Raw genomic sequence first — 20272 nt, 5'->3', positions numbered from 1 at the left:
CGACAAGTGACTGCCCACCGGGCCGAGACGGACGGACGCTACGAGGACGCGTGGACCTCGCGCTCGTTGGGCACGCAATGCGTCATCTGTAATCCGGTCACATCACGGGGACCGTTCTTGCCGAGATTCGCTGCGCGTTGCAGTTCGTCCTCGTCGAGGGTCTGGCTCTGCAACGGAGGTAGATCCCGTACGTCGTCGGCACTGATACCGAGTCCGTCGCCGACGCGTTGTCCGAGCTCGTCGTCGTACATGAAGAAGTGCCACACCATCCGCTCCTGCACGTCGCGGACGGCCTGACCGATACCGTCGACGAGGTTCTTCACCAGGTCGTCCTTCTCCCACTGCTCCATGAGCTGGTAGCGCTGACCGGCCTGCTCGTAGTCGTTGGTACGCGGAATACGTTTGCGCGTGAGACGACCCCGGATCTCCGGCCCCTGATCGTCGTGGGTCGGGAACTCGGCCTCGCGCAGACCGCCGGTGATGGACGGTTCGTAGTTCACGTGCGGGTTGTCGCCGACATCGTCGACGCCGTATGCCATCGGTCCGCCCTGCTGATTGGTGGCCACGTGGGCGTTCTTCGCCGAGTTGACCGGAAGTTGCAGGTAATTGGGACCCACCCGGTAACGCTGCGTGTCGGAATAGGAGAACGTGCGTCCTACGAGCATCTTGTCGTCGGAAAAGTCGAGTCCGTCGACGAGGACGCCGGTGCCGAAGGAGATCTGTTCGTTCTCGAGGAAGTGGTTCTCGACGTTGCGGTCGATCACCATCCTGCCGACCGACATGGCGGGGAATTCGTTCTCCGGCCAGACCTTCGTGTCGTCCAGGGGGTCGAAGTTCAACTCCGGATGGTCGTCGTCGCTCATCATCTGTACGCGCAGTTCCCATTCGGGATGGTCACCGCGCTCGATGGCCTCGTACATGTCCTTGCTGGCATGCCCGAGATCGTGCGCCTGAATGGCCGCCGCGTCGTCCTCGGTCAGGCTCTTGACACCGATCTTCGGAATCCAATGGTATTTCACGAGGTGTGTCACGCCCTCGGCGTTGACCCACTTGTAGGTGTTGACCCCGAAGCCCTGCTGAGTCCGGTAGTTGGCCGGAATGCCCCGGGGACTGAACAGATTCACCAGCATGTGCATTGCTTCGGGGGTCTGCGACATGAAGTCGAAGATGCGTGCGGGTTCCTGCCGGAAAGTGACGGGGTCGGGCTTCAGCGAATGGATGACGTCGGGGAACTTGATCGCGTCGCGAATGAAGAAGACCGCGAGGTTGTTTCCGACAAGATCCCAGTTACCGTCCTCGGTGTAGAACTTGACCGCGAAACCTCGCGGATCGCGGGCGGTTTCCGACGAGTCGCGTCCACCGATGACCGTGGAGAGCCGGATAGCGACGTCGGTCCGCTTCCCCGGCTCGGCGAAGAGTTTCGCGCGCGTGTAGTTCGTGATGGGTTCATCGCCCCATTTCCCGGTGGCTTCGAAATATCCGTAGGCGACGAAACCGCGCGCGTGCACCACTCTTTCCGGAATGCGTTCTCGATCGAAATGGCTGATCTTTTCGAGGAACTGATAGTTCTCCAGCGTCGCGGGTCCGCGTGGGCCCACCGTCCTCTGATTCTGGTTGTCGTATACGGGATGGCCCTGGCGGTTCGTCAACACACGTCGGTCGTCTCTCCGGGCCGGGCCCTGCGACGAAACATCGGTCACGGTGTTCTCCCCTCGGATGCAGTTGATGGGCTATCTCGTAATCGAGTTGTCGACCGTCCTGTGCGGGGGCGACATCCTCTCACTATTACGTTCTTTCCGGGTTCTCGTCGGCCTTTCGCGAACAACAACCCGGATGCCCGACAACCGGCGCACCGTCTACACGATCAACTCGCGGTCTCCGCGTTCGGCAGTTGTTTCGGTGAGGCGGAGTCCGGATCGGTCCGCCGACCGAAGGCGAGCCAGAGCAGGAATCCGAATCCGGCCGTGACGTAGAGCGTGCCGAGCAGGTGCTGCCATGCGGCCCAGCCGAGTTCGAGATCGCCTCCCGTGGGGAACAGGTGGTGCGGGCCGATCAGGAAAACGAGCGTGACGCCGACGGCGATCGCGGTGAGTCTCTGCGCATCGGTTGCGCGCCCCGCCGCTAGTGCGAGGGCCAGCAGTGCCGGCGCGACCCACACCCAGTGGTGCGACCACGACACCGGCGACGCCAGCAGCACGGCCGTCGCGTTCGCGAACAGGGCGAGCACGAGATCGCCCTGCTCGAGGGCACGGCGGATGGCCACCACCGCGACCAGCAGCATCACCGCGACGGCCAGCAGCCACAGCACGGAAGCCATGAGTTCGGGCGGCCCGAAGCGGGAGATCACGGCCTTGAAGGACTGGTTGGTGGCGAAGTACGCCGCGCCGATCCGGCCGGTGTCGGGCAGGGTGTCCAGCCAGTACTTCGCGGAGGTCGCGGGCATCACGGCGAATGCGAGGGCGGTGAACCCGAAGGTCGACGCGATGATGATGGCACTGGTCCGCCGGTCGCGCCGCAGCAGGAACAGCAGCAGGAACGCGATGGGCGTGAGCTTGACGGCGGCGGCCAGTCCGATCAGCATTCCGCGCGGCCACTTCGGGGTCTTCACCAGGACGTCGAGGGCGACGAGCGCCATCAGGACGAGGTTGATCTGCCCGAACGAGATCGTCTCACGCACGGGTTCGAGCAACAGTGCTCCGGCGACCGCGACCGCGGTGACGATCCACGCCGTCCGCGCCTCGAAGTCCGGACGGAGCCGGTCCAGCACGACCCGTAGGGTGACGACGAGCGCGGCGACCGAGACGAGGGTGAAGACGATCTTGCCGAACGTCACGGGGATCAGCGCCAGGGGAGCGAAGAGCATCGCCGACAGCGGCGGGTAGGTGAACGGCAACGCGAAGTCATCGGTCACCGGAGGCATCTGCCCGTAGATGTCGGCGCCGTCGAGCAGGACCCGCGCGCCCATCCGGTAGACCAGGAAGTCGATGAGTTCGCTTCTGACGAGGATCGCGATGAGCACACCCGCGGAGACGAGCGACGCGATCACCGCGACGGCGGTACCGCGAGATCCGGTGAGGAACGGAGGCGTCGTCGAACCGGTCGGAGTCAGCCGTGATTGTCGCACCCGGCAACTTTAGTCAATTCCGATATTCGTTCCGGTCCGACGTGGGGAACGCCATACGGCCGAAATATCACGAATCGACAGGACGCAGCAGGTCGGGGTTGTTGTTCCGCGGCGAATTGACCGCCGTGCTCACCTCGTAGGGTTCGAGGGTCGGTTCGGGAATCGAATTCAGCAGGGCGTCGACGTCGTCGCGGTTCTTCAGGTCGGGATCGAGCCACGGATCGACGAAGGTGTCGGGCAGGATCACCGGCGACCGTTCGTGGATGTGCCCGGCGGCGTCGGTCGCCGGACGGGTCAGCACGGTGCACGTCCACAACCAGCGGTCGGGATGGTCCTCCGGCAGCTCCGGGTCCGGCCACAGCTCGTAGAGCCCGGCCATCGAGATCGGCCCGTCCGCGTGCAGGAAGAACGGGATCTTCTTCCCGTCCTCACCCTTCATCCACTCGTAGTATCCGTCGGCCGGCAGCACGCACCGCCGCTTCGCCGCGGCCGCCTTGAAGGCCGGCTTCTGGGTGATGGTCTCGGACCGGGCGTTGATCATCCGCGACCCGATCTTCGGGTCCTTCGCCCAGAACGGCACGAGCCCCCACTTGATCTGCGAGGACACGATGCGGATCGGCTCGGCATCCGGGTCCTCGCGTGGCGCCCGCTCGAGCACGACGTTCACGCGCTGGGTGGGGGCGATGTTGTACGACGGGGGCAGTTCCTCACCCACTGCCTCGACGGCGTCGTAGGCCGCGAGCAGATCCCCACGGGTACTGGTGCTGGCATAGCGTCCACACACGATGCATCTCCCGTCGGCGACTCCGGAGCGACGATTCGATTCTCTCTCATCGATCGCTCCGGAGCGGATCGCTCGGACGGAGACGGAGCGGGGGGTCGCTCCATCGGAGACAGCGTGGATCGCTCAGACGGCGACCTCGACCCCCAGTGCCTCGAGCAGGGTGCGGCGGTACTCCGCGATCTCGACGACGTGATCGGCTCGCGGATGCGGCAGGTCGATGGTCAGTTCGACGGCGAACGAGCCGTGGTCGAGCACGAGCACGCGGTCGGCGAGAGCGATGGCCTCGTCCACGTCGTGGGTGACGAGCAGGACCGCGGGCCGGTGCTTGGCGCACAGTTCCTGCAGCAGTCCGTGCATCCTGATCTTCGTCAGTGCGTCGAGGGCACCGAACGGTTCGTCGGCGAGCAACAGTTCGGGTTCGCGCACGAGCGACCGCGCCAGCGACACCCGCTGCTGTTCACCCCCGGACAGCTCGGTGGGCCAGGCCTTCTCGCGTCCGGCGAGCCCGACCTCCGCCAGGGCCGTGCGGCCGCGCTCGGCGGCGTCGTCGCCGTCGAGGCCGAGGATCACGTTGTCGAGCACCCGCGCCCAGGGCAGCAGTCGCGAGTCCTGGAAGACCACCGCCCGCTTCTGCGGCACCTCGAGGGTGCCAGAACCGGGCACGCCGTGGTCGAGTTCGGCCAGGGCACGCAACAGGGTGCTCTTGCCCGAGCCGCTGCGGCCGAGCAGTGCCACGAACTCGCCGGGGGCGATCTCGAGGTCGATGTTGTTCAGCACCGCGCGTCCGTCGAAGCCGCGGCTCAGTCCCCGGGTGCGTACGGTCAGTTGCCGATCGTCCTGCGCCATGCCAGCGCCTTCCTCTCTGCCGCACGGACCAGCAGGTCGCTGCCGAATCCGAGGATCGCGTAGACCACCAGTCCGACGATGATGATCTCGGTCATGCCGTAATTGCGGGCCTGGTACATCAGGTAGCCGATACCGCTCGAAGCGTTGACCTGCTCGACGACCACCAGGGCCAGCCACGAGATGGTCACCGCCAGGCGCAGGCCGGTGAAGAAACCGGGCAGCGCCCCCGGCAGGGCGATGCGCCGGACGAACTGGGCGCGGGACAGATCCAGCGTCTCGGCCAGTTCGACGTAGCGGGCGTCGATGCCGCGCAGCGACGAGTAGGTGTTGATGTAGACGGGGACGAAGACCGACAGGGCGATGAGCAGGATCTTCATCTCCTCGCCGATGCCGAACCACAGGATCGCCAGCGGCATCAACGCCAGGGTGGGGATGGAGCGCTTGATCTGCACCGGTCCGTCGATCAGCGCCTCACCGATGCGCGACAGGCCGGCGGCCAGTGCGAGCACCAGTCCGAGGACGACGCCGATGACCCCGCCGATCAGGGCGCGCTGGACGGAGGTCCACAGGTTCGACTGCAGTCGCCCGTCGCCGATCAGTTCCCATGCGGTGGTGACGACCGTCCACGGCGCCGAGAGGGTCTTCGGATCGAGTACCCCGGTGGCCGAGGTGACGATCCATGCCACCAGCAGCAGCGCCGGGCCGATCGCCAGGCCGAACTTGATCGGCTTGCCGGGAGCGAGGCGGCTGCGGGTCGTGCGCGGCGACAGGTCGGCCGTCGCGCCGGAGTCGGGCTTCTGGTCGGTGTCGGCGTCACCGGCCAGGCCACTGCCGAAACGCCGGGGTTCGACGGAGACGCTCATGGCTCCAGTCCTTTCGTCGGTTCGATCAGACGCCGGACAGTGCGAAGTCGCCGGTGGCGCCGCCCGGTGCGAAATCACCGGTGGCACCGGACAGGGCGAGTTCGTGTGCGTACTGGCTCTCCGGACGCGGCAAGCCGTAGTGGTCGCGCAGGGTGGTGCCGGTGTACTCGGTCCGGAACAGGCTGCGCTCCTGCAGGATCGGCACCACCTGGGAAGCGAACGCCTCGAGGCCCTGCGGGTACTGCGGCGGCATGATGTTGAAGCCGTCGGCGGCGCCGTTGGTGAACCACTCCTCGATGATGTCGGCGATCTGCACCGGCGTGCCCGCGACGACGTTGTGGCCGCGTGCGCCGGCGAGCTTGTGCAGCAGCTGACGCAGGGTCGGCTGTTCGCGCTCGACGATCTTCGCGAAGACCAGGCGGCGGCTGTTGTTGTTGTCGGTGATGTCGCCTGCGCCGGCGAACAAATCGACCGGCACCTTCTCGTCCAACTCGAGCCGGGACACGTCGATGCGGCCCATCTTCTGGAGCTGCCCGAGACCGTATTCGACGATGGTGAGTTCGTTGAACTCGCGATGCAGTTCCTTCGCTTCGGCCTCGGTTGCGCCGATGAACGGGCTCAGGCCGGGAAGGATCTTCACGTGATCGGGGTTGCGTCCGAATGCTGCTGCGCGGGTCTTGATGTCGGTGTAGAAGGCCTGGGCGTCCTCGATGCGCTGGTGCGCGGTGAAGATCGCCTCGGCGTAGGTCGACGCGAAATCGCGGCCGTCGTTGGAGGATCCGGCCTGCACGAGCACCGGGCGCCCTTGCGGCGAGCGGGCCGAACCGAACGGGCCGCGCACCTTGACGTAGTCACCCTCGACGTCGATGCGGTGGATCTTGTCCGGGTCGGCGTAGACGCCGGCGGTCTTGTCGAGGACGAGTGCGTCGTCCTCCCACGAATCCCACAGCTTGATCGCGGCGTCGACGAATTCGCGTGCCCGGGCGTATCGTTCGTGCACGTCGGGGTGTTCGGTGTACCCGAAGTTCGCTGCCGCTGCGTCGGTCGCGGTGGTGACGATGTTCCAGGCGGCGCGGCCACCGGAGATGTGATCGAGCGAGGAGAACAACCGGGCGAGGTTGTAGGGCTCGTAGTAGGTGGTCGACGCCGTGGCGATCAGCCCGAGATGCGTGGTGACCGTGGCCATCGCGACCAGCGTGGTGATCGGTTCGAGGCCGTAGTCCGGACGGTATTTCACCTCGGTGCGCAGAGCCGGACCGTCGGCGAAGAACACCGCGTCGAGTTTCGCGCTCTCCGCGAGGCGGGCGAGCTCCTGGAAGTAGGTGACGTCGTAGAGACGCTCGGGCACGCTGCCGGAATGGCGCCACGAGGCCTCGTGGTGGCCGGTCGGGTAGATGAAGGCGTTGAGGTTGAGTTGGCGGTTCGTCATGTCGGATTCCCCTCGGAAGGTCAGCTGCGGGTGTGGGAGGCGCCGGTCTCGGCGACCGCTTCGGTGACGACCTCGTCGAAGCGCAGATCGAAGGCGTCGGCGGCGTCGACGGGCTTGGGCAGTTCACCGGCGGCATTGATCACGTCGATGGTGTGCTGCTGGGTCGCGATGAGCTCCTCGTCGAGGTGTGGGAAGGTGGTGATCCCGGAGGTGTCGAGGATGCGCTCGCCGGCCTCGGCCGTCAGGCCCTGGCTCTTCACGAAGTAGGTGTCGATGTACGCGTCGCGGTTGTTGTCGGCCCAGTCGACGGACGTGATGTACGCGGTGACGTAGGCGCGGACCGCTGCGGCGGTCGCCGGGTCGGACAGGGCCTTCTTGCTCGAGTAGAGGTACGAGATGCCTTCGCTGAGGTCCTCGATCTCGGGGCGCGGCAGCGACGTCGCACCCGGGGTCTGCATGTACCGGGAGAAGACCGGCTCGCTCATCGGGGCGGCGTCGATCTGGTTGGAGCGCAGTGCATCCGGGAAGTCCGGCAGTGACATCGACACGAGCTCGACGTCGTCGACCGACAGGCCGGCCTTGTCGAGACCGCGGAGCACGAAGGCCTGCTGCGAGGTGCCCTCGGCGTAGCCGATGCGCTTGCCCTTCAGGTCCGCGAGCGTCGTGATGTCCGAAGCGTTCGGGGCGATGCCCATGTTGAGGCTGTTGTTCGTCTGCATGGCCGCGACGACCTGCACGTCGTCACCGGCGACCAGCGACTGGACGGTCATGATCTCGCCGGCCCACGCGACGTCGACCGCGTCGGCGCGGAAGGCCTCGAGGATCGCGGGCGCGCCCTGGAAGGTCGCGAACTCGTACTCGAACGGCAGGGCGTCGAGTTGTCCGGAACCGGTGAGGAGGGACAGCTGTCGCTCACCCTGGTCGGCGATGACGAGCTTGGTGCCCGCCGGGATCTCCGTGGGCAGCGCGCTGTCGGAAGCGAGGCCGTCGCCCGAGGAACCGGAGCTACATGCCGCGACCGCGGTCAGAAGGAGCGCGATGACGGCCGTCGATCCGGCACGACGTAGACGGGGCATGGACTTCCTCACGGTACTGGCGATGGGGGAGCGAACTTCGACGGCGTCGAAGTCGTCACCGATCCTGTGCGATCCGTCGGCGGGGGACCAGGGTTTGCGTCAGCATGAGCGAAAGGTCCTCGATCCGGCCCATCGGTGCTGTTCGCGGGCCGATAGCGCCGGTATCCGCACATCGCGGTGGTTACCGTGCGAGGAGAACCGGAGGCGGGAGGTGGTGCGCATGGGTGCGGACGGTCGGCACATGTCGCAGCCGGATCTGATGTCGTGGCGGATGGAGAAGGACCCCGTCCTGCGGTCCACGATCGTCGCGGTGGCTCTGCTCGACCGGTCACCCGACCAGGAGCGCTTCGTCCGGATGATGGAGCGCGGAACACGTGCGGTGCCGAGCTTCCGCCGCAAGCTCGTCGAATCCCCGTTCGGGCGGACCCCACCGCGATGGGTGGACGACCCCGACTTCGACCTGTCCTGGCATCTGCGGCGCATCGCGCTCCCGCATCCCGGGGGACTGGACGCCGTGCTCCCGCTCGTGCGCGCCGCGGCGATGTCGGCCTTCGACAAGGACCGTCCCCTCTGGGAGGCGACGATCGTCGACGGCCTCGCCGACGGTCGCGCCGCGATCGTTCTCAAGGTGCACCACTCGCTCACCGACGGCATCGGCGGCATTCAGATCGCGAACGAGATGGTCGACTTCGAGCGCGACGGTACCGACCGCGGGCCACTGCCCGAGGATCCGCCGACCTCGGCTCCGGCGTCGGCCCTCGCCGATTCCGTGGGTTGGTACCTCTCGACGGCCGGCGAGATGGTGGGGAGGGGTGTGCCGTGGCTCGTGCGTTCCGGTCTGAGGTCGGTGACGAATCCGGTCGCGGCGCTGCGCAGCGTGGTGGACACGACCCGCTCGACGGCCCGGTTCGTGCAACCGGTGTTCACGACGCTGTCCCCGGTGATGGTCGGCCGCAGCACCGTCCGGGAGGTCGCAGCCCTCGATCTGCCGCTCGACGCTCTGCGGCAGGCCGGACGGGCAGCGAACTCCTCGCTCAACGACGCTTTCCTGGCAGGAATCCTGTTGGGGCTGAAGCACTACCATTCCCGGCACGGCGCGCAGGTCGCCGAACTGAGGGCGACGCTGCCGATCAGTCTCCGGCGCGAGAGTGACGCGATCGGGGGAAACCGGATCACCCTGGCGCGGTTCGCTCTTCCCCTCGATGTCGCCGATCCGGTCGCGTCGATGCACCGGGTGGACCGGATCGTCCGGTCGTGGCGGGACGAACCGGCCGTGCCGCTCTCGTCCGCCATCGCGGGTGTGCTGAACGTGCTCCCGGCCGGTGTGCTGGGTGGGATCCTCGAGCACATCGACTTTCTCGCGTCGAACGTCCCGGGTTCCCCGATCCCGCTGTACATGGCCGGTGCGGAGGTGCTGAGGTACTACCCGTTCGCTCCCACCGTCGGTTCGGCCGTCAACATCACGCTGATGTCGCACACGAGCCACTGCTGCATCGGAATCAACGCAGACTCCGCCGCCGTCCCCGACCTGCCCGTCCTCGTCGAGTCGCTGGTGGAGGGCTTCGGCGACGTGCTCGCCGTGGGAGGCGAGGGCACGCGCATCGAGGTCTCGCTCTCCGCTACGACGACCGCGCAAACCTGATCGTCAACCCAAGGTTGACGAAAACCATGCGTCAACTTAGAGTTGACGCATGGAACCCATTCGGCCGTCCCATCTCATCCGGCTCGACGACCTCATCGATGCGATCGAAAAGGTCCACGAAGATCCGCTCGAACAACTCTCCGATGCCGTCATCGCGGCCGACCACCTCGGTGAGGTCGCCGATCACCTGATCGGCCACTTCGTCGATCAGGCCCGACGGTCCGGCAAGTCGTGGTCCGAGATCGGGCAGAGCATGGGCGTGTCCAAGCAGGCAGCCCAGAAACGGTTCGTCTCGAAGAGCGACAACGACCTCGACCCCGAGCAGGGGTTCTCGCGATTCACCCCGCGCGCGCAGAACACCGTGATGGCGTCGATGAACGAAGCGCGTGCCACGGGAAGCCCCGAGATCACGCCCGTCCATCTGATTCTCGGTCTGCTCGTCGACACCGAGTCGCTCGCCGCCCGCGCACTCGCGGCCCAGGATGTCGACTTCGCGGCGCTGCGCTCGGCCGCCGTGGCGACGCTCCCCGAACCGTCGAGCGACGTCCCCGAACTCATCCCGTACGACGCGGGTGCCCGCAAGGCCCTCGAGCTGACCTTCCGCGAAGCCCTGCGACTCGGGCACAACTACATCGGCACCGAGCACATCCTCCTCGCGCTCCTCGAACTCGAGAACGGCGACGGCGTGCTCTCGGCGGCCGGCGTGAACAAGAGCGCCGTGGAGAAGAAGGTCGCGGAGGATCTCGCCGCGATCGTCGAGGCACAGAAGGCCGAGGACGGCGAGGCCGGGTCGTAACACCGGGCAGGACCTGCGCGCCCCCGGCGCGGGCACGTTCCCCGCGGCCAGGTTCGCCGACGGCCCCTCGGGGTACGTCGAAGTCATGAACACACGTCACGCATGTCTCGTCGCGGGCTTCTCCGTCGCCACGCTCGTGGCTGCCGGGTGCAGCAGCGACGACTCGTCCACCGACACCGAGACCACCGTCGAGACCCCACCCACTTCGCTCACGACCACCACCACCGATTCCATGCCCACGCCGCTGCCCGGGATGAGTGGCGACGCCTTCGGGCTCCCGAACGAGGGAGGCGACGACGACAACGCCTTCACCTACGACGAAGCGGCCGTGCCGGTCGGCGCGACCTTCGACGTCGAATCCGAAGAGGAGAACGGCCGGACCACCGTCACCCTCAGGGTGCTGGGTCTGCAACCCGATCGGGACTTCGGGGCGCACGTCCACACCCGGCCGTGCGGGCCGAACCCGTCCGATTCGGGGCCGCACTACCAGAACCGGGTCGACCCGGCGGCGAACCCCGACTCCCCGTCCACCGATCCCGCCTACGCCAATCCGCAGAACGAGATCTGGCTCGACATCACCACCGACGCGCAGGGCAACGCCGAGGCGTCCACGACCGTCGACTGGGAGTTCCGCGACGGCGAAGCCAACTCGGTGGTGCTCCACGCACAGCACACCAAGACCGCACCGGGTGAGGCCGGACAGGCCGGCGACCGGCTCGCCTGCATCGACGAGGACTTCTGACCCGACGGCCCCGCCGCCGCGTTTGGCCGCCGTCCTTCCGGGTAGCCGTGGAAAAGACGTGTCCAGCCCCGACGACAGCACACGAATCGGAGTTCCCATGCCCGCCGACACCCCGAAGATCCCTGGTGTTCCCTCGTCCACCGTGCCACCCGTGGAGGAACCCACGACGACCACGACTCCGCCCGAGCCCAAGTCCGATCAGGCGGAGCCCGAGGTCAGGACGGCCACCGGCACTCCCGCGGATCTGCCGCGCGGCCGTGCCCAGCAGGGCGAGTACCTGACGACGGCTCAGGGGGCGCGGCTGACGGATACCGACCACTCGCTCAAGGCCGGTCGGCGCGGGCCGATCCTGTTGCAGGATCATCACTTCCGCGAGAAGATCACCCACTTCGACCACGAACGCATCCCGGAGCGCGTGGTGCACGCCCGCGGCGCCGGTGCCCACGGCGTCTTCCGCGCGACGGGTGCCGCAAGCTCGATCACGCGTGCCCAGTTCCTCCAGAAGGACGTGGAGACACCGGTGTTCGTGCGGTTCTCGACGGTGCTCGGTTCCCGTGGCTCGGCCGACACGGTGCGCGACACTCGTGGCTTCGCGACGAAGTTCTACACCGAGGAAGGCACTTTCGACCTCGTCGGCAACAACATCCCGGTGTTCTTCATCCAGGACGCCATCAAGTTCCCGGACGTCGTCCACGCGGCCAAACCGCACCCGGATCGCGAGATCCCGCAGGCACAGAGCGCTCACGACACGTTCTGGGATTTCGTCTCGCTCCACACCGAGGCCACGGCGCACACGATGTGGAACATGTCCGACCGCGGCATCCCGCGCTCCTACCGCATGATGGAGGGCTTCGGCGTCCACACCTTCCGTGTGGTCAACGCCGAGGGTGATACCGCGCTGGTGAAGTTCCACTGGAAGCCGCGGCTCGGCGTGCATTCGCTGGTGTGGGAGGAAGCCCAGCTCATCAACGGCTTCGATCCCGACTTCCACCGCCGCGACCTCGCCGACGCGATCGAGGCCGGTGCCTACCCCGAATGGGATCTCGGCGTACAGGTCTTCCCGGACACCCCGGAGCAGGTCTTCGAAGGCATCGACCTGCTCGATCCCACCAAGATCGTCCCCGAGGAACTCGCGCCCGTGCAGATCATCGGCACAATGGTCCTCAATGCCAACCCCACCAATTTCTTCGCCGAGACCGAGCAGGTCGCCTTCCACCCGGGCCATCTCGTTCCGGGCATCGACGTCACCGACGATCCGCTGCTGCAGGGCCGCCTGTTCTCGTACCTCGACACCCAGCTGACGCGACTCGGCGGACCGAACTTCGGGCAGATCCCGATCAACCGTCCGCACGCACCCGTCAACGACATGTTCCGCGACGGCTTCCACCAGCACGCCGTCCACACCGGTGTCGCTCCGTACAAGCCGAACTCGCTCGACGCGGGATGCCCGTTCATGGCCGGTGTCACCGAGGGTGCCTTCGTCGACCTGCCGGTGGAGGTACCGGCGGCGAGGAAGGAGCGTGAGGTCTCCCGGTCGTTCGACGACCACTACACGCAGGTCCGCCAGTTCTACCTGAGCCTGTCGGAGATAGAGCAGGACCACGTGGCCTACGCCTACACCTTCGAGCTGGGCAAGTGCTACGAGCAGTCCATCAAGGAGCGGCAGCTGCAGATTCTGGCGAACATCGACACCGGGTTGTGCGAGAAGGTGGCGGCCGGTCTCGGTCTGCCCGCTCCGAAGCCGACCGTCGAGGTCTCCGATCTCCCGCAGAGCCCCGCGCTGGCGCAGGTCGGCAAGACGTGGCCCGTGCAGGGCCGGTTGATCGGCATCGTCGCCGACGACACCACCGACGTCGATCAGGTGCTCGCGGCCGTGCAGGCCGTGGACGCGGCCGACTGCGTCCCGCTGGTCGTCGCCCCGCACGGCGGGATGCTCGGGGGAGTCGTGCCGATCTCGCGCACCTTCCTCACGGCCCGCTCGATCGAGTTCGACGCGGTCATTCTGGCCGCTGCACCCGCAGATAAGAGGGTGCAGATCCTCGTGGACGAGACGTTCCGCCACCAGAAAACGCTGGCGGCGTGGGGTCCGGGAGCTGCGGCACTCGAGGGTCTGGCGGCACCGGGTGTCGTCGTCGCGGACGATCCCCAGACGGCGGTTACGCAGGTGCTCGATCTGCTCGGTACCCACCGGGTGTGGGAACGAGACACTTTGTGACAGACCTCACCTGAGACGGGCTTACGGTTTCGGGTGCCCCAAGTTATTCTTTCGTTACCTCTGGCCGCAGCTGATTCTTATCGCTGCGGCCAGTTGTTATTTACGGGCCGTTCACCTCGAGGTCAGCTGCCCGATCCCAGAGACGATGCGCCGGATACGCGGGTCGTCGGCCAACTCGGCGCGCGCGTAGCGGGCCTGCTCGTCGGCGTCCGCGGATGCGAGGTCGTGGGCGGCGGCAATGCGAGTCGCGAGCACGTCCGGCGACCAGTTGTACGCCTCGGGCGGGATCTCGAGGGCGACGATGCGGCCGGTCGGGGTGACGCTGATACGGATGCCGTGGACCGATCCGTTGCCTACTATCCGTTCGATCGTGTCCTGCACACGCCTGACGGTGACAGAGAGTTCTTCCGGATACGTCAACACGGTTCCTTTCTCACCAGCCCGGGTAGGCGGGGAGAGTTTCGGGTGGGGTGGGGGAGATGATGAGCTCGGACCCTCTGTCCGGCACATCGGGTTCGATACTGCGACCCCACTCCTCGCAGCGATGCATCGTCTCGCCGAGGTCGGAGCCGAAGGTGACTGTCAGTCCCGTTCCGGTGAACAGATCTTCCGTTGGGGCAGACCATCGATGCTCAGAGGTGGGGAGCGCCGACAAGTATTGTGTTTCCGGCGCGGGGCGCGGTGGTTCGTGCCGTTGCATCCATTTTTCGTGGCGGTGCGCTTCGGTTGTCGGGCCGAATTCCACAAACTCTTCACGGCCGGAGAAAACCTTGATCCGATAGTCCTCATCGCGTACTCGTGTGGCCAAATTCGATTCTTGACTGCAGATGGTCGCTTCGAATCCCTCGTGTATGTCGTTGATTTTGAGGATATGTGCGCGGATGGTGCCAGCGAGAGATGTCTGCAGTGTTGTACTGATCCCGATTGCGTAGTGTGGATCGAGCGCCTCGGCGAAGCCCGGGTATGTGACATCGATTCCTGCGTAGTAGGCGATAATCTTCGATTCCTGTGCTGCGCGAATCAACCTGCCGCGTTCATCGAACAGGTCGACGTCGGGTTCTGCGGACCACACGAACGTGGTATTTCGGACCTGTCCGGGTGGTTCGTACTCGGCGGTGATGATGGTCTGGGGCGCAACCGGTGCCGGCGCTCGATCGGGTGTGCAGCTTGCAAGGAGGGATGATCCGACAAGGAATGCTATTGCAGCGCAGATAATTCGGTTCATGTGCTCACCAGCCCGGGTAGGCGGGCAGGGTTTCGGGTGGGGTGGGGGAGATGATGGTTTCGGAACTTCTGTAGGGCGGCAAGCTGGGTTCGATGCTGCGACCCCATGCTTCGCATCGATACATCGTTTCGCCCAAGTCGCCCCCGAAGTCGATTCTGAGTCCGGTATCGGTGAACAGATCTTCCGTAGGAGCGGACCATTGGTGCTCGGTGGTGGGGAGAGAAGTCAGGTACTGATCGCTTGGTGTCGGTGGTTCCGGGTCGTGCCTGTGGAGTTGCCCTTCGAGCCGATGTTCCTCGGTGTCACGGGTGAACTCGACAAATTCCTCCTGCCCGGAAAATTGGTTGATGCGATAGTCGCCGTCTCGGACCCTGATGCCCACCTTCGACCATTGGGTGCACACGGTTGCTTTGAACCCAGCCGCCGTATCGAGCACCTGGAGGATGTGCGCCCGAAATGTTCCGACGAGGGACGTTTCCAGCGCAGTTGGGACTTTGCGTGCGTAGGAAGGGACGAGTGCTCCGGCGAACCCGGGATAGGTGGTATCGAGTCCGCCGTAGTGGGCGATGATCATGGATTCGTACGCGGCTCGGGTGAGGATGCTGCGTTGATCCGCAAGGTCGATTCCCGGTTCTGCGGACCACACGAAGGTGGAGTTTCGGACCTGTCCGGGTGGCTGATAGATCGTCGGCGTGGCGGGAGGCCGACTGGTCTCGACCGGTGTGATCTCGTTGGTTGTACATGCCGTTGCAGCGATTGCAAGAGCACTCATTACCGCTACGAATAGCCTCGGCGGATAATTCATTGCGGACCCTTCGATAACGTGTATTCGTGAAGATGACGACGAAGATACAGCCACGAAATCACGCACCGTAGTTCCAGCGTTCGCCTCCGTGCGGAACGACATCGTTCACGACAATGTCGCGGAAACTGTCCTCACCGTCTCTTTGATCTGCGTAGACAATGTTCCGGAGGTCGCCCTGACCCAAGAAGGAACTACGGAGATAGCCGTCGATAGCATGCCGTTCTATCCCTGACTCGACCAGCGTGTTATCCCCGATATTCGCCAAGGCAGCGTCCCCGATGTTGTTGCGATCTTTGAGGGCGCCGTTCTCGTGCCATGCCAATGGGAGGTTCGCCGGATCGACTGTGCCAGAATCGACCAACGCGCCGATCATGTTGTATCTCCGAGTATTATCAGCACCCGTCTCCGTCAGATACATTTCGGAATCGAACCCCTCGACCCCCGACGGATGCCCCACGTATCGCCCTTCAGCATCGACGATTTCGGATTGCAGCAGAACCCCTGTCGAGTACACGAGCGGACCCGTGACCACGCCACCCGGCAACGCCGTCACCGCACCGGTGACGAGGGTTTGGGCCACGGCATACGCGTCTGCTCTGGACTGGTTCCGGTTGTCGATCGCCGCCTGCTCGACCAGCTTCTCGTTCTCGTAGGTGCTGCTCAAACCGACCTCGACGAGGCTTTGCAACCGGCCCGAATACGTTCCGTAGCTGTACTTGTTCACACCGTCGAGTTGTTCGAGAGCGAACCGGCGGTCGAAATCGGTGGCCTGCGCGATTGCTGCACCGTTGAGAAGGGCACCTGCCGCAGGGTCGGTGTTCATGAGGGTGAATACGCGCGTCGCCGGGACGGGGCCGAGTTCACCGAAGCCGCTGGTGGCGGTGGCGTCGTCGACGGAACCGACCATGTCGCCGACGAACGGTGACAGGGCGGTCGCGAAGGAACGGACAGCAACAGGATTGACTTCACCTATGGTCAGGTCGGTTTCCTCCCGGAAGGCACCCGGCATATGGAGGAAACGGTTGAAGTTGTTGTCGGAGTTCCACTCCGATTCCGGCGCAGACAACACCTCGGCCAAACCGAATGCTGCCTCGCCCGCACGTTCGGCTCGGATTACTGCGACGGGGTCACCCGGGTCGGCGGGCAACGCGTCGGCAGCGATCCAATCCGTAAGGCCGGCCAGAGTTGCTCCGTCGTCGGCCCATTCGCGGGTGAGCAGCGGAACGAGCACCTCGTCCCTACTGAAGTCCGCAGGGCTGCCGTCGACGTCGGTGCCGGTGAGCAGGTGATACGACGTGTCGGTGTTCCGGGTGGCGATGTCGAGGAATGTGCTTGCCGTGTGGTCGTAATAGGAAGGGTCGGGGGTGGGAATGATGTGGGGATCGGCGTAGGTGGGGATGCCCGCCATATATCCGGCGACCCGGCTCATCTCGATGCCCACCTCGGTTCCGGGTCGATACTGAGGGTTGGCCTCGCCGAGTATCGCGCCGAGTCGATCCAGCCGGTCCAGTGGTTCACCGGGGTGCTCGGCGTTCGGGTCGGGTTCGTAGCTGTATCGAATGGTGTCTCGGATGTCCTGCGGCACCGACTCCCACGACCCGCCGTATTCGGGATTCGACAGGATGAGCAGACCGTTGCCGAGACCGTCGGCCCAGCGCGCCGCGTCGGGGTTGCCTTCGGCTTCCCATGTCTTGTACGTCTCGTGCAGGTTCGCCAGTTCGTCCTCGTCGAGGCTGTTGTAGAAGGCGTCGAGGTACTCGATGCTCGCACCCGACGGTAGCGACAGGGTGCGTCCGATGCGTTCGAGATCGGTATCGCGTGCAGCCCCGGATGCTAGGAGCGCAGCGTCGGCAGCACCGTCCGGAGCATCGATGGAATGTGTGTTCTGGGAACGGAATTCACCGCCGAACGTGGAGATCCGGATGCTGACCTGCTCGAGTCGGACGGCGGCGTCTCGATCCAGTTCGTCGAATGTGCGCACCGCCGATTTCAGTTGGACCTCGAAGTTCATGGCGGTGTCGTCGAGACCCGCTTGTACGACGAGGTCGGTCTGCGCGTCGCCCGTGTGGGTTCGGGGTGCCTCGACCCGCGCGTCGTCGTGGACGGTGAAGCCGGCTGCAACCGCGTTGTCGACGATTCCGACGACGGTGGCGCGGGCGGGAATGAGCGTGTTTGCGGCGTCGCGGAGGGCGTCGACCTGCTCGTCGACAGCGCGGCTGATGCCTTGGCCGGCCACCCGGTCACTCCACGCACGTGCCGCGGCGGCCGCCCCGCCTTCACCGTCCCATTCACCGAACGTGGCATCCACATTCTGGTCGACGCGGTGGGTCGACTCCCGGAATGTGTTGTTTGCGGACTCGACCGCGTCGGCAGCCGTGGTGAGCGCAGCCGGATCGAGCGAGCGGATCGCGGAAGGAGACAACATCTACGGGGCCGTTCCTTCGAAGTCGGATCCGACGGCCGCGAGTTGGCGGCCGAATTCCTCCTCGGCCACCTCGTAGTTCCGTGCGGCCGCTTCGGTGGCCTCGGCCATGCGTCGCAGGCAGTTGGCCATAGCGCGGTAGGCGGTGTCGAGTGGTGCTCCCGCGCGTCCGGCGACACCACCGACCGCTGAGGATGGCATCGCGCCCGCTACCGACTCGAGCGCCGCGGACGGTTCCAACGCGTAGATGGTCTCGGCTTCTCCCTCCAGGGCATGGGCCAGGCTCTTCAACGAGTCCGGGTCGACCTTCAGCGCTGACATCAGCTCACCAACTCCCGTCCGGCAGACGTTCCATCAGGGTTGGACGCAGCAGCGTGACGATCGGTTCCCTCGACCGGGTGATTTTCGGAACGTTTCAGGCGATGCGGCCGAATGCTGTGATGGAGGAGTCGCGGAGAGATGTCAGCCGGGACGCGGTCGCGATCCTGGCGACCGCCCGTGACGCGGGCACGAGGAGCTGGGTGCGGCGTCGACGGGCACGGTCATAGCGCTGCAGAGCGATCGGTACCGGATGCTCGGACAACAGCGTCGCGAGTGTCGTGGCGTCGACGATTGCTTCGCATGCGCCGCGGCCGAGATTCGGTGCCATCGCATGCGCCGCGTCGCCGATCAGTGCGGTGTTGCCGCGGACGTACGACGGGAGACGGGGGGATTCGTACAGGTGGTGGTACATGACGTCGTCGGGGTCGAGGCGGCCGAGGATGTCGCGTACGCCGGGGTGCCAGTCGTGGAAGCGGCCGTACAGGTCGTCGAGGGTGCCGCCGGTGCCTTCGGTGGTGCGGACGGCGGCGAACCAGTTGGTGAGGTCGCCGTCGCGGTCGGTGATTCCGAAGAGCGCGCCGGGACCCCAGGTTTCTCCATGGTTAGTGGTGGAGCCGCCGACCCAGCCGCGCCACGCTCCGTACCCGGTGTGCACGGGCCGGTAGGCCGGACCGAACACCTCGTCACGTACCGCACTGCCGATTCCGTCCGCGCCGATCATCACGTCGTATCCGGCGAGGGCCGTGAGCGGTGGCGCGGGGGCGTCGAACTTCACGATGTGGTCGGGGAGGCCGGACAGCAGGATGTCGAGGAGGGCGGGCCGGGAAACCATGACCGGTGCCCGGCGAAGGTCCCCGACGTGGGCGAGCACCACACCGTCCCAGCGCCTGAGCGTCGCGGAGCGCTGTGGCACGCCGAGTTGTTCCACCCGTCCGCCGACGCCGGCAACTTCGAGTGCGGCCAGGGCAGGAGGCCACATCCCGAGCGCGGTGCCGGTGCGCGGAGGCTCCGGAGATCGTTCGAACACGTCGATGTGCCATCCGTGGCGGAGGAGGGTGTTCGCGGCGGTGAGCCCTCCGATTCCGCCGCCGAGGATCGCCGCACTGCCTGGCTTCACGGTCATGTCATGACGGTACTACGTATGTAGTGGACAGTGACTACCCCTGTAGTGATCCTCGTAGAATGTCTCTCGTGACCGACAAACGCGCCACCGTCCTCGACGCCGCAATCGAACTCGTGGGGACCGAAGGATTGCGCGCCCTCACCCACCGCCGCGTGGATGCCATCGCCGGTGTGCCGGCCGGCTCCACGTCGAACTACTTCCGCACCCGCCAGGCTCTCGTCGAAGGGGTGCTCGACAGGCTCCTCGAGCGGGACCGGGTCCAGCTCGAGGCGATCGGCGCCGCGTTGCCGGGGGACGCACGTGAGCTCGAAGACCTGGCGCACGGATATGTGATGTTCGTGACGGGGGGCGACCTCGTGCGGACCCGCGCACGCTTCGCGATGTTCGTCGAGGCGATGGCGACGCCCGAACTGCGTGCCGGGGTCGAAACCCGCCGCAGCGAACTGCGCGGATGGATCGGGACCGTGCTCGCGGGCCTCGGCGTCGACGATTCCGCCACCGCCGCGCGGGTTCTCATCGACTACCTGGACGGACTGATCCTGCATCGCTGCACCTCGCAGGACGACGGGCCGGACCCGCGCGACGGCGTGTCCCGAATGGTGCGAATGCTGCTTTCCACGGCAGGGTGACGTCCGCGATTCCGGTGCGTTACGGCTGCGTTTCCGCAGGTGGGCGGAAGAATAGGGCAGGCTTGCTTGCATTACCCCCCGCCACCTGGCATATCGTTCGTTTCGAAGACGGTGGGACCACGACGTCCCACCGGTCGCCGGGTCCACGCTCGCGCTGCCGAAAAGGCACCCGCACCGTCGCGGATGAGCGGATACTGGCGATGTCGAAGGTATCGGGCACCCGGCCGATA

Annotated in this window: 18 protein-coding genes; 5 read left to right on the top strand and 13 right to left on the bottom strand. The window is 65.9% G+C overall.

All coding sequences use genetic code 11. The features are described 5' to 3' along the window. Nucleotides 1-38 precede the first annotated feature (38 nt). The 7 genes from ACQR3U_RS19995 to ACQR3U_RS19965 all read right to left on the bottom strand — a co-directional run bounded on the left by ACQR3U_RS19995 (nucleotide 39) and on the right by ACQR3U_RS19965 (nucleotide 8122). Nucleotides 39-1700, bottom strand: coding sequence for a catalase (locus tag ACQR3U_RS19995; RefSeq protein WP_230811246.1), 1662 nt, complete (start codon nucleotides 1698-1700; stop codon nucleotides 39-41). A 164-nt stretch (nucleotides 1701-1864) separates the two neighbouring features. Continuing rightward, on the bottom strand, nucleotides 1865-3124 hold the full coding sequence (locus ACQR3U_RS19990) for a glycosyltransferase 87 family protein (protein ID WP_039584461.1): 1260 nt from the start codon (nucleotides 3122-3124) through the stop codon (nucleotides 1865-1867). Between the two features lie 67 nt (nucleotides 3125-3191). Then, on the bottom strand, nucleotides 3192-3908 hold the full coding sequence (locus ACQR3U_RS19985; RefSeq protein ID WP_019290436.1) for an SOS response-associated peptidase: 717 nt from the start codon (nucleotides 3906-3908) through the stop codon (nucleotides 3192-3194). 123 nt (nucleotides 3909-4031) lie between these two features. Next, the gene (locus ACQR3U_RS19980) at nucleotides 4032-4754 is read right to left on the bottom strand and encodes an ABC transporter ATP-binding protein (protein WP_019290435.1); all 723 of its coding nucleotides are present in this window, start codon (nucleotides 4752-4754) and stop codon (nucleotides 4032-4034) included. Continuing rightward, nucleotides 4730-5617, bottom strand: coding sequence for an ABC transporter permease (locus ACQR3U_RS19975; RefSeq protein WP_230811245.1), 888 nt, complete (start codon nucleotides 5615-5617; stop codon nucleotides 4730-4732). The genes ACQR3U_RS19980 and ACQR3U_RS19975 overlap by 25 nt, the downstream gene beginning before the upstream one ends. Before the next feature lie 25 nt (nucleotides 5618-5642). After that, nucleotides 5643-7046 carry an LLM class flavin-dependent oxidoreductase gene (locus ACQR3U_RS19970; protein WP_230811244.1) on the bottom strand — a complete coding sequence of 468 codons (1404 nt, stop codon included), beginning with the start codon at nucleotides 7044-7046 and terminating at the stop codon, nucleotides 5643-5645. 20 nt (nucleotides 7047-7066) lie between these two features. Beyond that, nucleotides 7067-8122, bottom strand: a complete 1056-nt coding sequence (locus tag ACQR3U_RS19965) for an ABC transporter substrate-binding protein (RefSeq protein ID WP_033098136.1) — start codon at nucleotides 8120-8122, stop codon at nucleotides 7067-7069. Between the two features lie 220 nt (nucleotides 8123-8342). Here ACQR3U_RS19965 and ACQR3U_RS19960 point away from each other — a divergent pair, with 220 nt between their 5' ends. From ACQR3U_RS19960 to ACQR3U_RS19945, 4 genes are all read left to right on the top strand, one after another. After that, nucleotides 8343-9764, top strand: coding sequence for a wax ester/triacylglycerol synthase domain-containing protein (locus ACQR3U_RS19960; RefSeq protein WP_230811243.1), 1422 nt, complete (start codon nucleotides 8343-8345; stop codon nucleotides 9762-9764). 49 nt (nucleotides 9765-9813) lie between these two features. Next, nucleotides 9814-10560 carry a Clp protease N-terminal domain-containing protein gene (locus tag ACQR3U_RS19955; protein ID WP_230811242.1) on the top strand — a complete coding sequence of 249 codons (747 nt, stop codon included), beginning with the start codon at nucleotides 9814-9816 and terminating at the stop codon, nucleotides 10558-10560. A gap of 85 nt (nucleotides 10561-10645) precedes the next feature. Next, a complete protein-coding gene (locus ACQR3U_RS19950; RefSeq protein WP_230811241.1) occupies nucleotides 10646-11302 on the top strand; it encodes a superoxide dismutase family protein in 657 nt (218 codons plus the stop codon). Between the two features lie 97 nt (nucleotides 11303-11399). Next, nucleotides 11400-13517 carry a catalase gene (locus ACQR3U_RS19945; RefSeq protein WP_230811240.1) on the top strand — a complete coding sequence of 706 codons (2118 nt, stop codon included), beginning with the start codon at nucleotides 11400-11402 and terminating at the stop codon, nucleotides 13515-13517. A gap of 111 nt (nucleotides 13518-13628) precedes the next feature. On the opposite strand, the gene ACQR3U_RS19940 is transcribed toward ACQR3U_RS19945, so the two are convergent. The 6 genes from ACQR3U_RS19940 to ACQR3U_RS19915 all read right to left on the bottom strand — a co-directional run bounded on the left by ACQR3U_RS19940 (nucleotide 13629) and on the right by ACQR3U_RS19915 (nucleotide 19413). Beyond that, on the bottom strand, nucleotides 13629-13898 hold the full coding sequence (locus ACQR3U_RS19940; RefSeq protein ID WP_230811239.1) for a YbaB/EbfC family nucleoid-associated protein: 270 nt from the start codon (nucleotides 13896-13898) through the stop codon (nucleotides 13629-13631). Between the two features lie 52 nt (nucleotides 13899-13950). Further along, the gene (locus ACQR3U_RS19935; protein ID WP_230811238.1) at nucleotides 13951-14742 is read right to left on the bottom strand and encodes a hypothetical protein; all 792 of its coding nucleotides are present in this window, start codon (nucleotides 14740-14742) and stop codon (nucleotides 13951-13953) included. A 4-nt stretch (nucleotides 14743-14746) separates the two neighbouring features. Further along, a complete protein-coding gene (locus ACQR3U_RS19930; protein ID WP_230811237.1) occupies nucleotides 14747-15514 on the bottom strand; it encodes a hypothetical protein in 768 nt (255 codons plus the stop codon). Between the two features lie 91 nt (nucleotides 15515-15605). Continuing rightward, a complete protein-coding gene (locus ACQR3U_RS19925) occupies nucleotides 15606-17972 on the bottom strand; it encodes a hypothetical protein (protein ID WP_230811236.1) in 2367 nt (788 codons plus the stop codon). Continuing rightward, on the bottom strand, nucleotides 17973-18290 hold the full coding sequence (locus ACQR3U_RS19920; RefSeq protein ID WP_219129760.1) for a type VII secretion target: 318 nt from the start codon (nucleotides 18288-18290) through the stop codon (nucleotides 17973-17975). Nucleotides 18291-18384: 94 nt separating this feature from the next. Next, the gene (locus tag ACQR3U_RS19915) at nucleotides 18385-19413 is read right to left on the bottom strand and encodes an FAD-dependent monooxygenase (protein ID WP_064852552.1); all 1029 of its coding nucleotides are present in this window, start codon (nucleotides 19411-19413) and stop codon (nucleotides 18385-18387) included. A 59-nt stretch (nucleotides 19414-19472) separates the two neighbouring features. On the opposite strand from ACQR3U_RS19915, the gene ACQR3U_RS19910 reads away from it, so the two are divergent. After that, entirely contained in the window at nucleotides 19473-20042 is a 570-nt protein-coding gene (locus ACQR3U_RS19910; protein ID WP_269065969.1) for a TetR/AcrR family transcriptional regulator, read from the top strand. Nucleotides 20043-20272: the final 230 nt, after the last annotated feature.

The sequence above is a fragment of the Rhodococcus sp. IEGM1339 genome, assembly GCF_050321925.1.
In the GTDB taxonomy this organism is placed as follows: Bacteria; Actinomycetota; Actinomycetes; order Mycobacteriales; family Mycobacteriaceae; genus Rhodococcus; species Rhodococcus pyridinivorans.
Note: the sequence above shows the minus strand (reverse complement) of the source record. Positions and strands in the feature narration are given on the sequence as shown.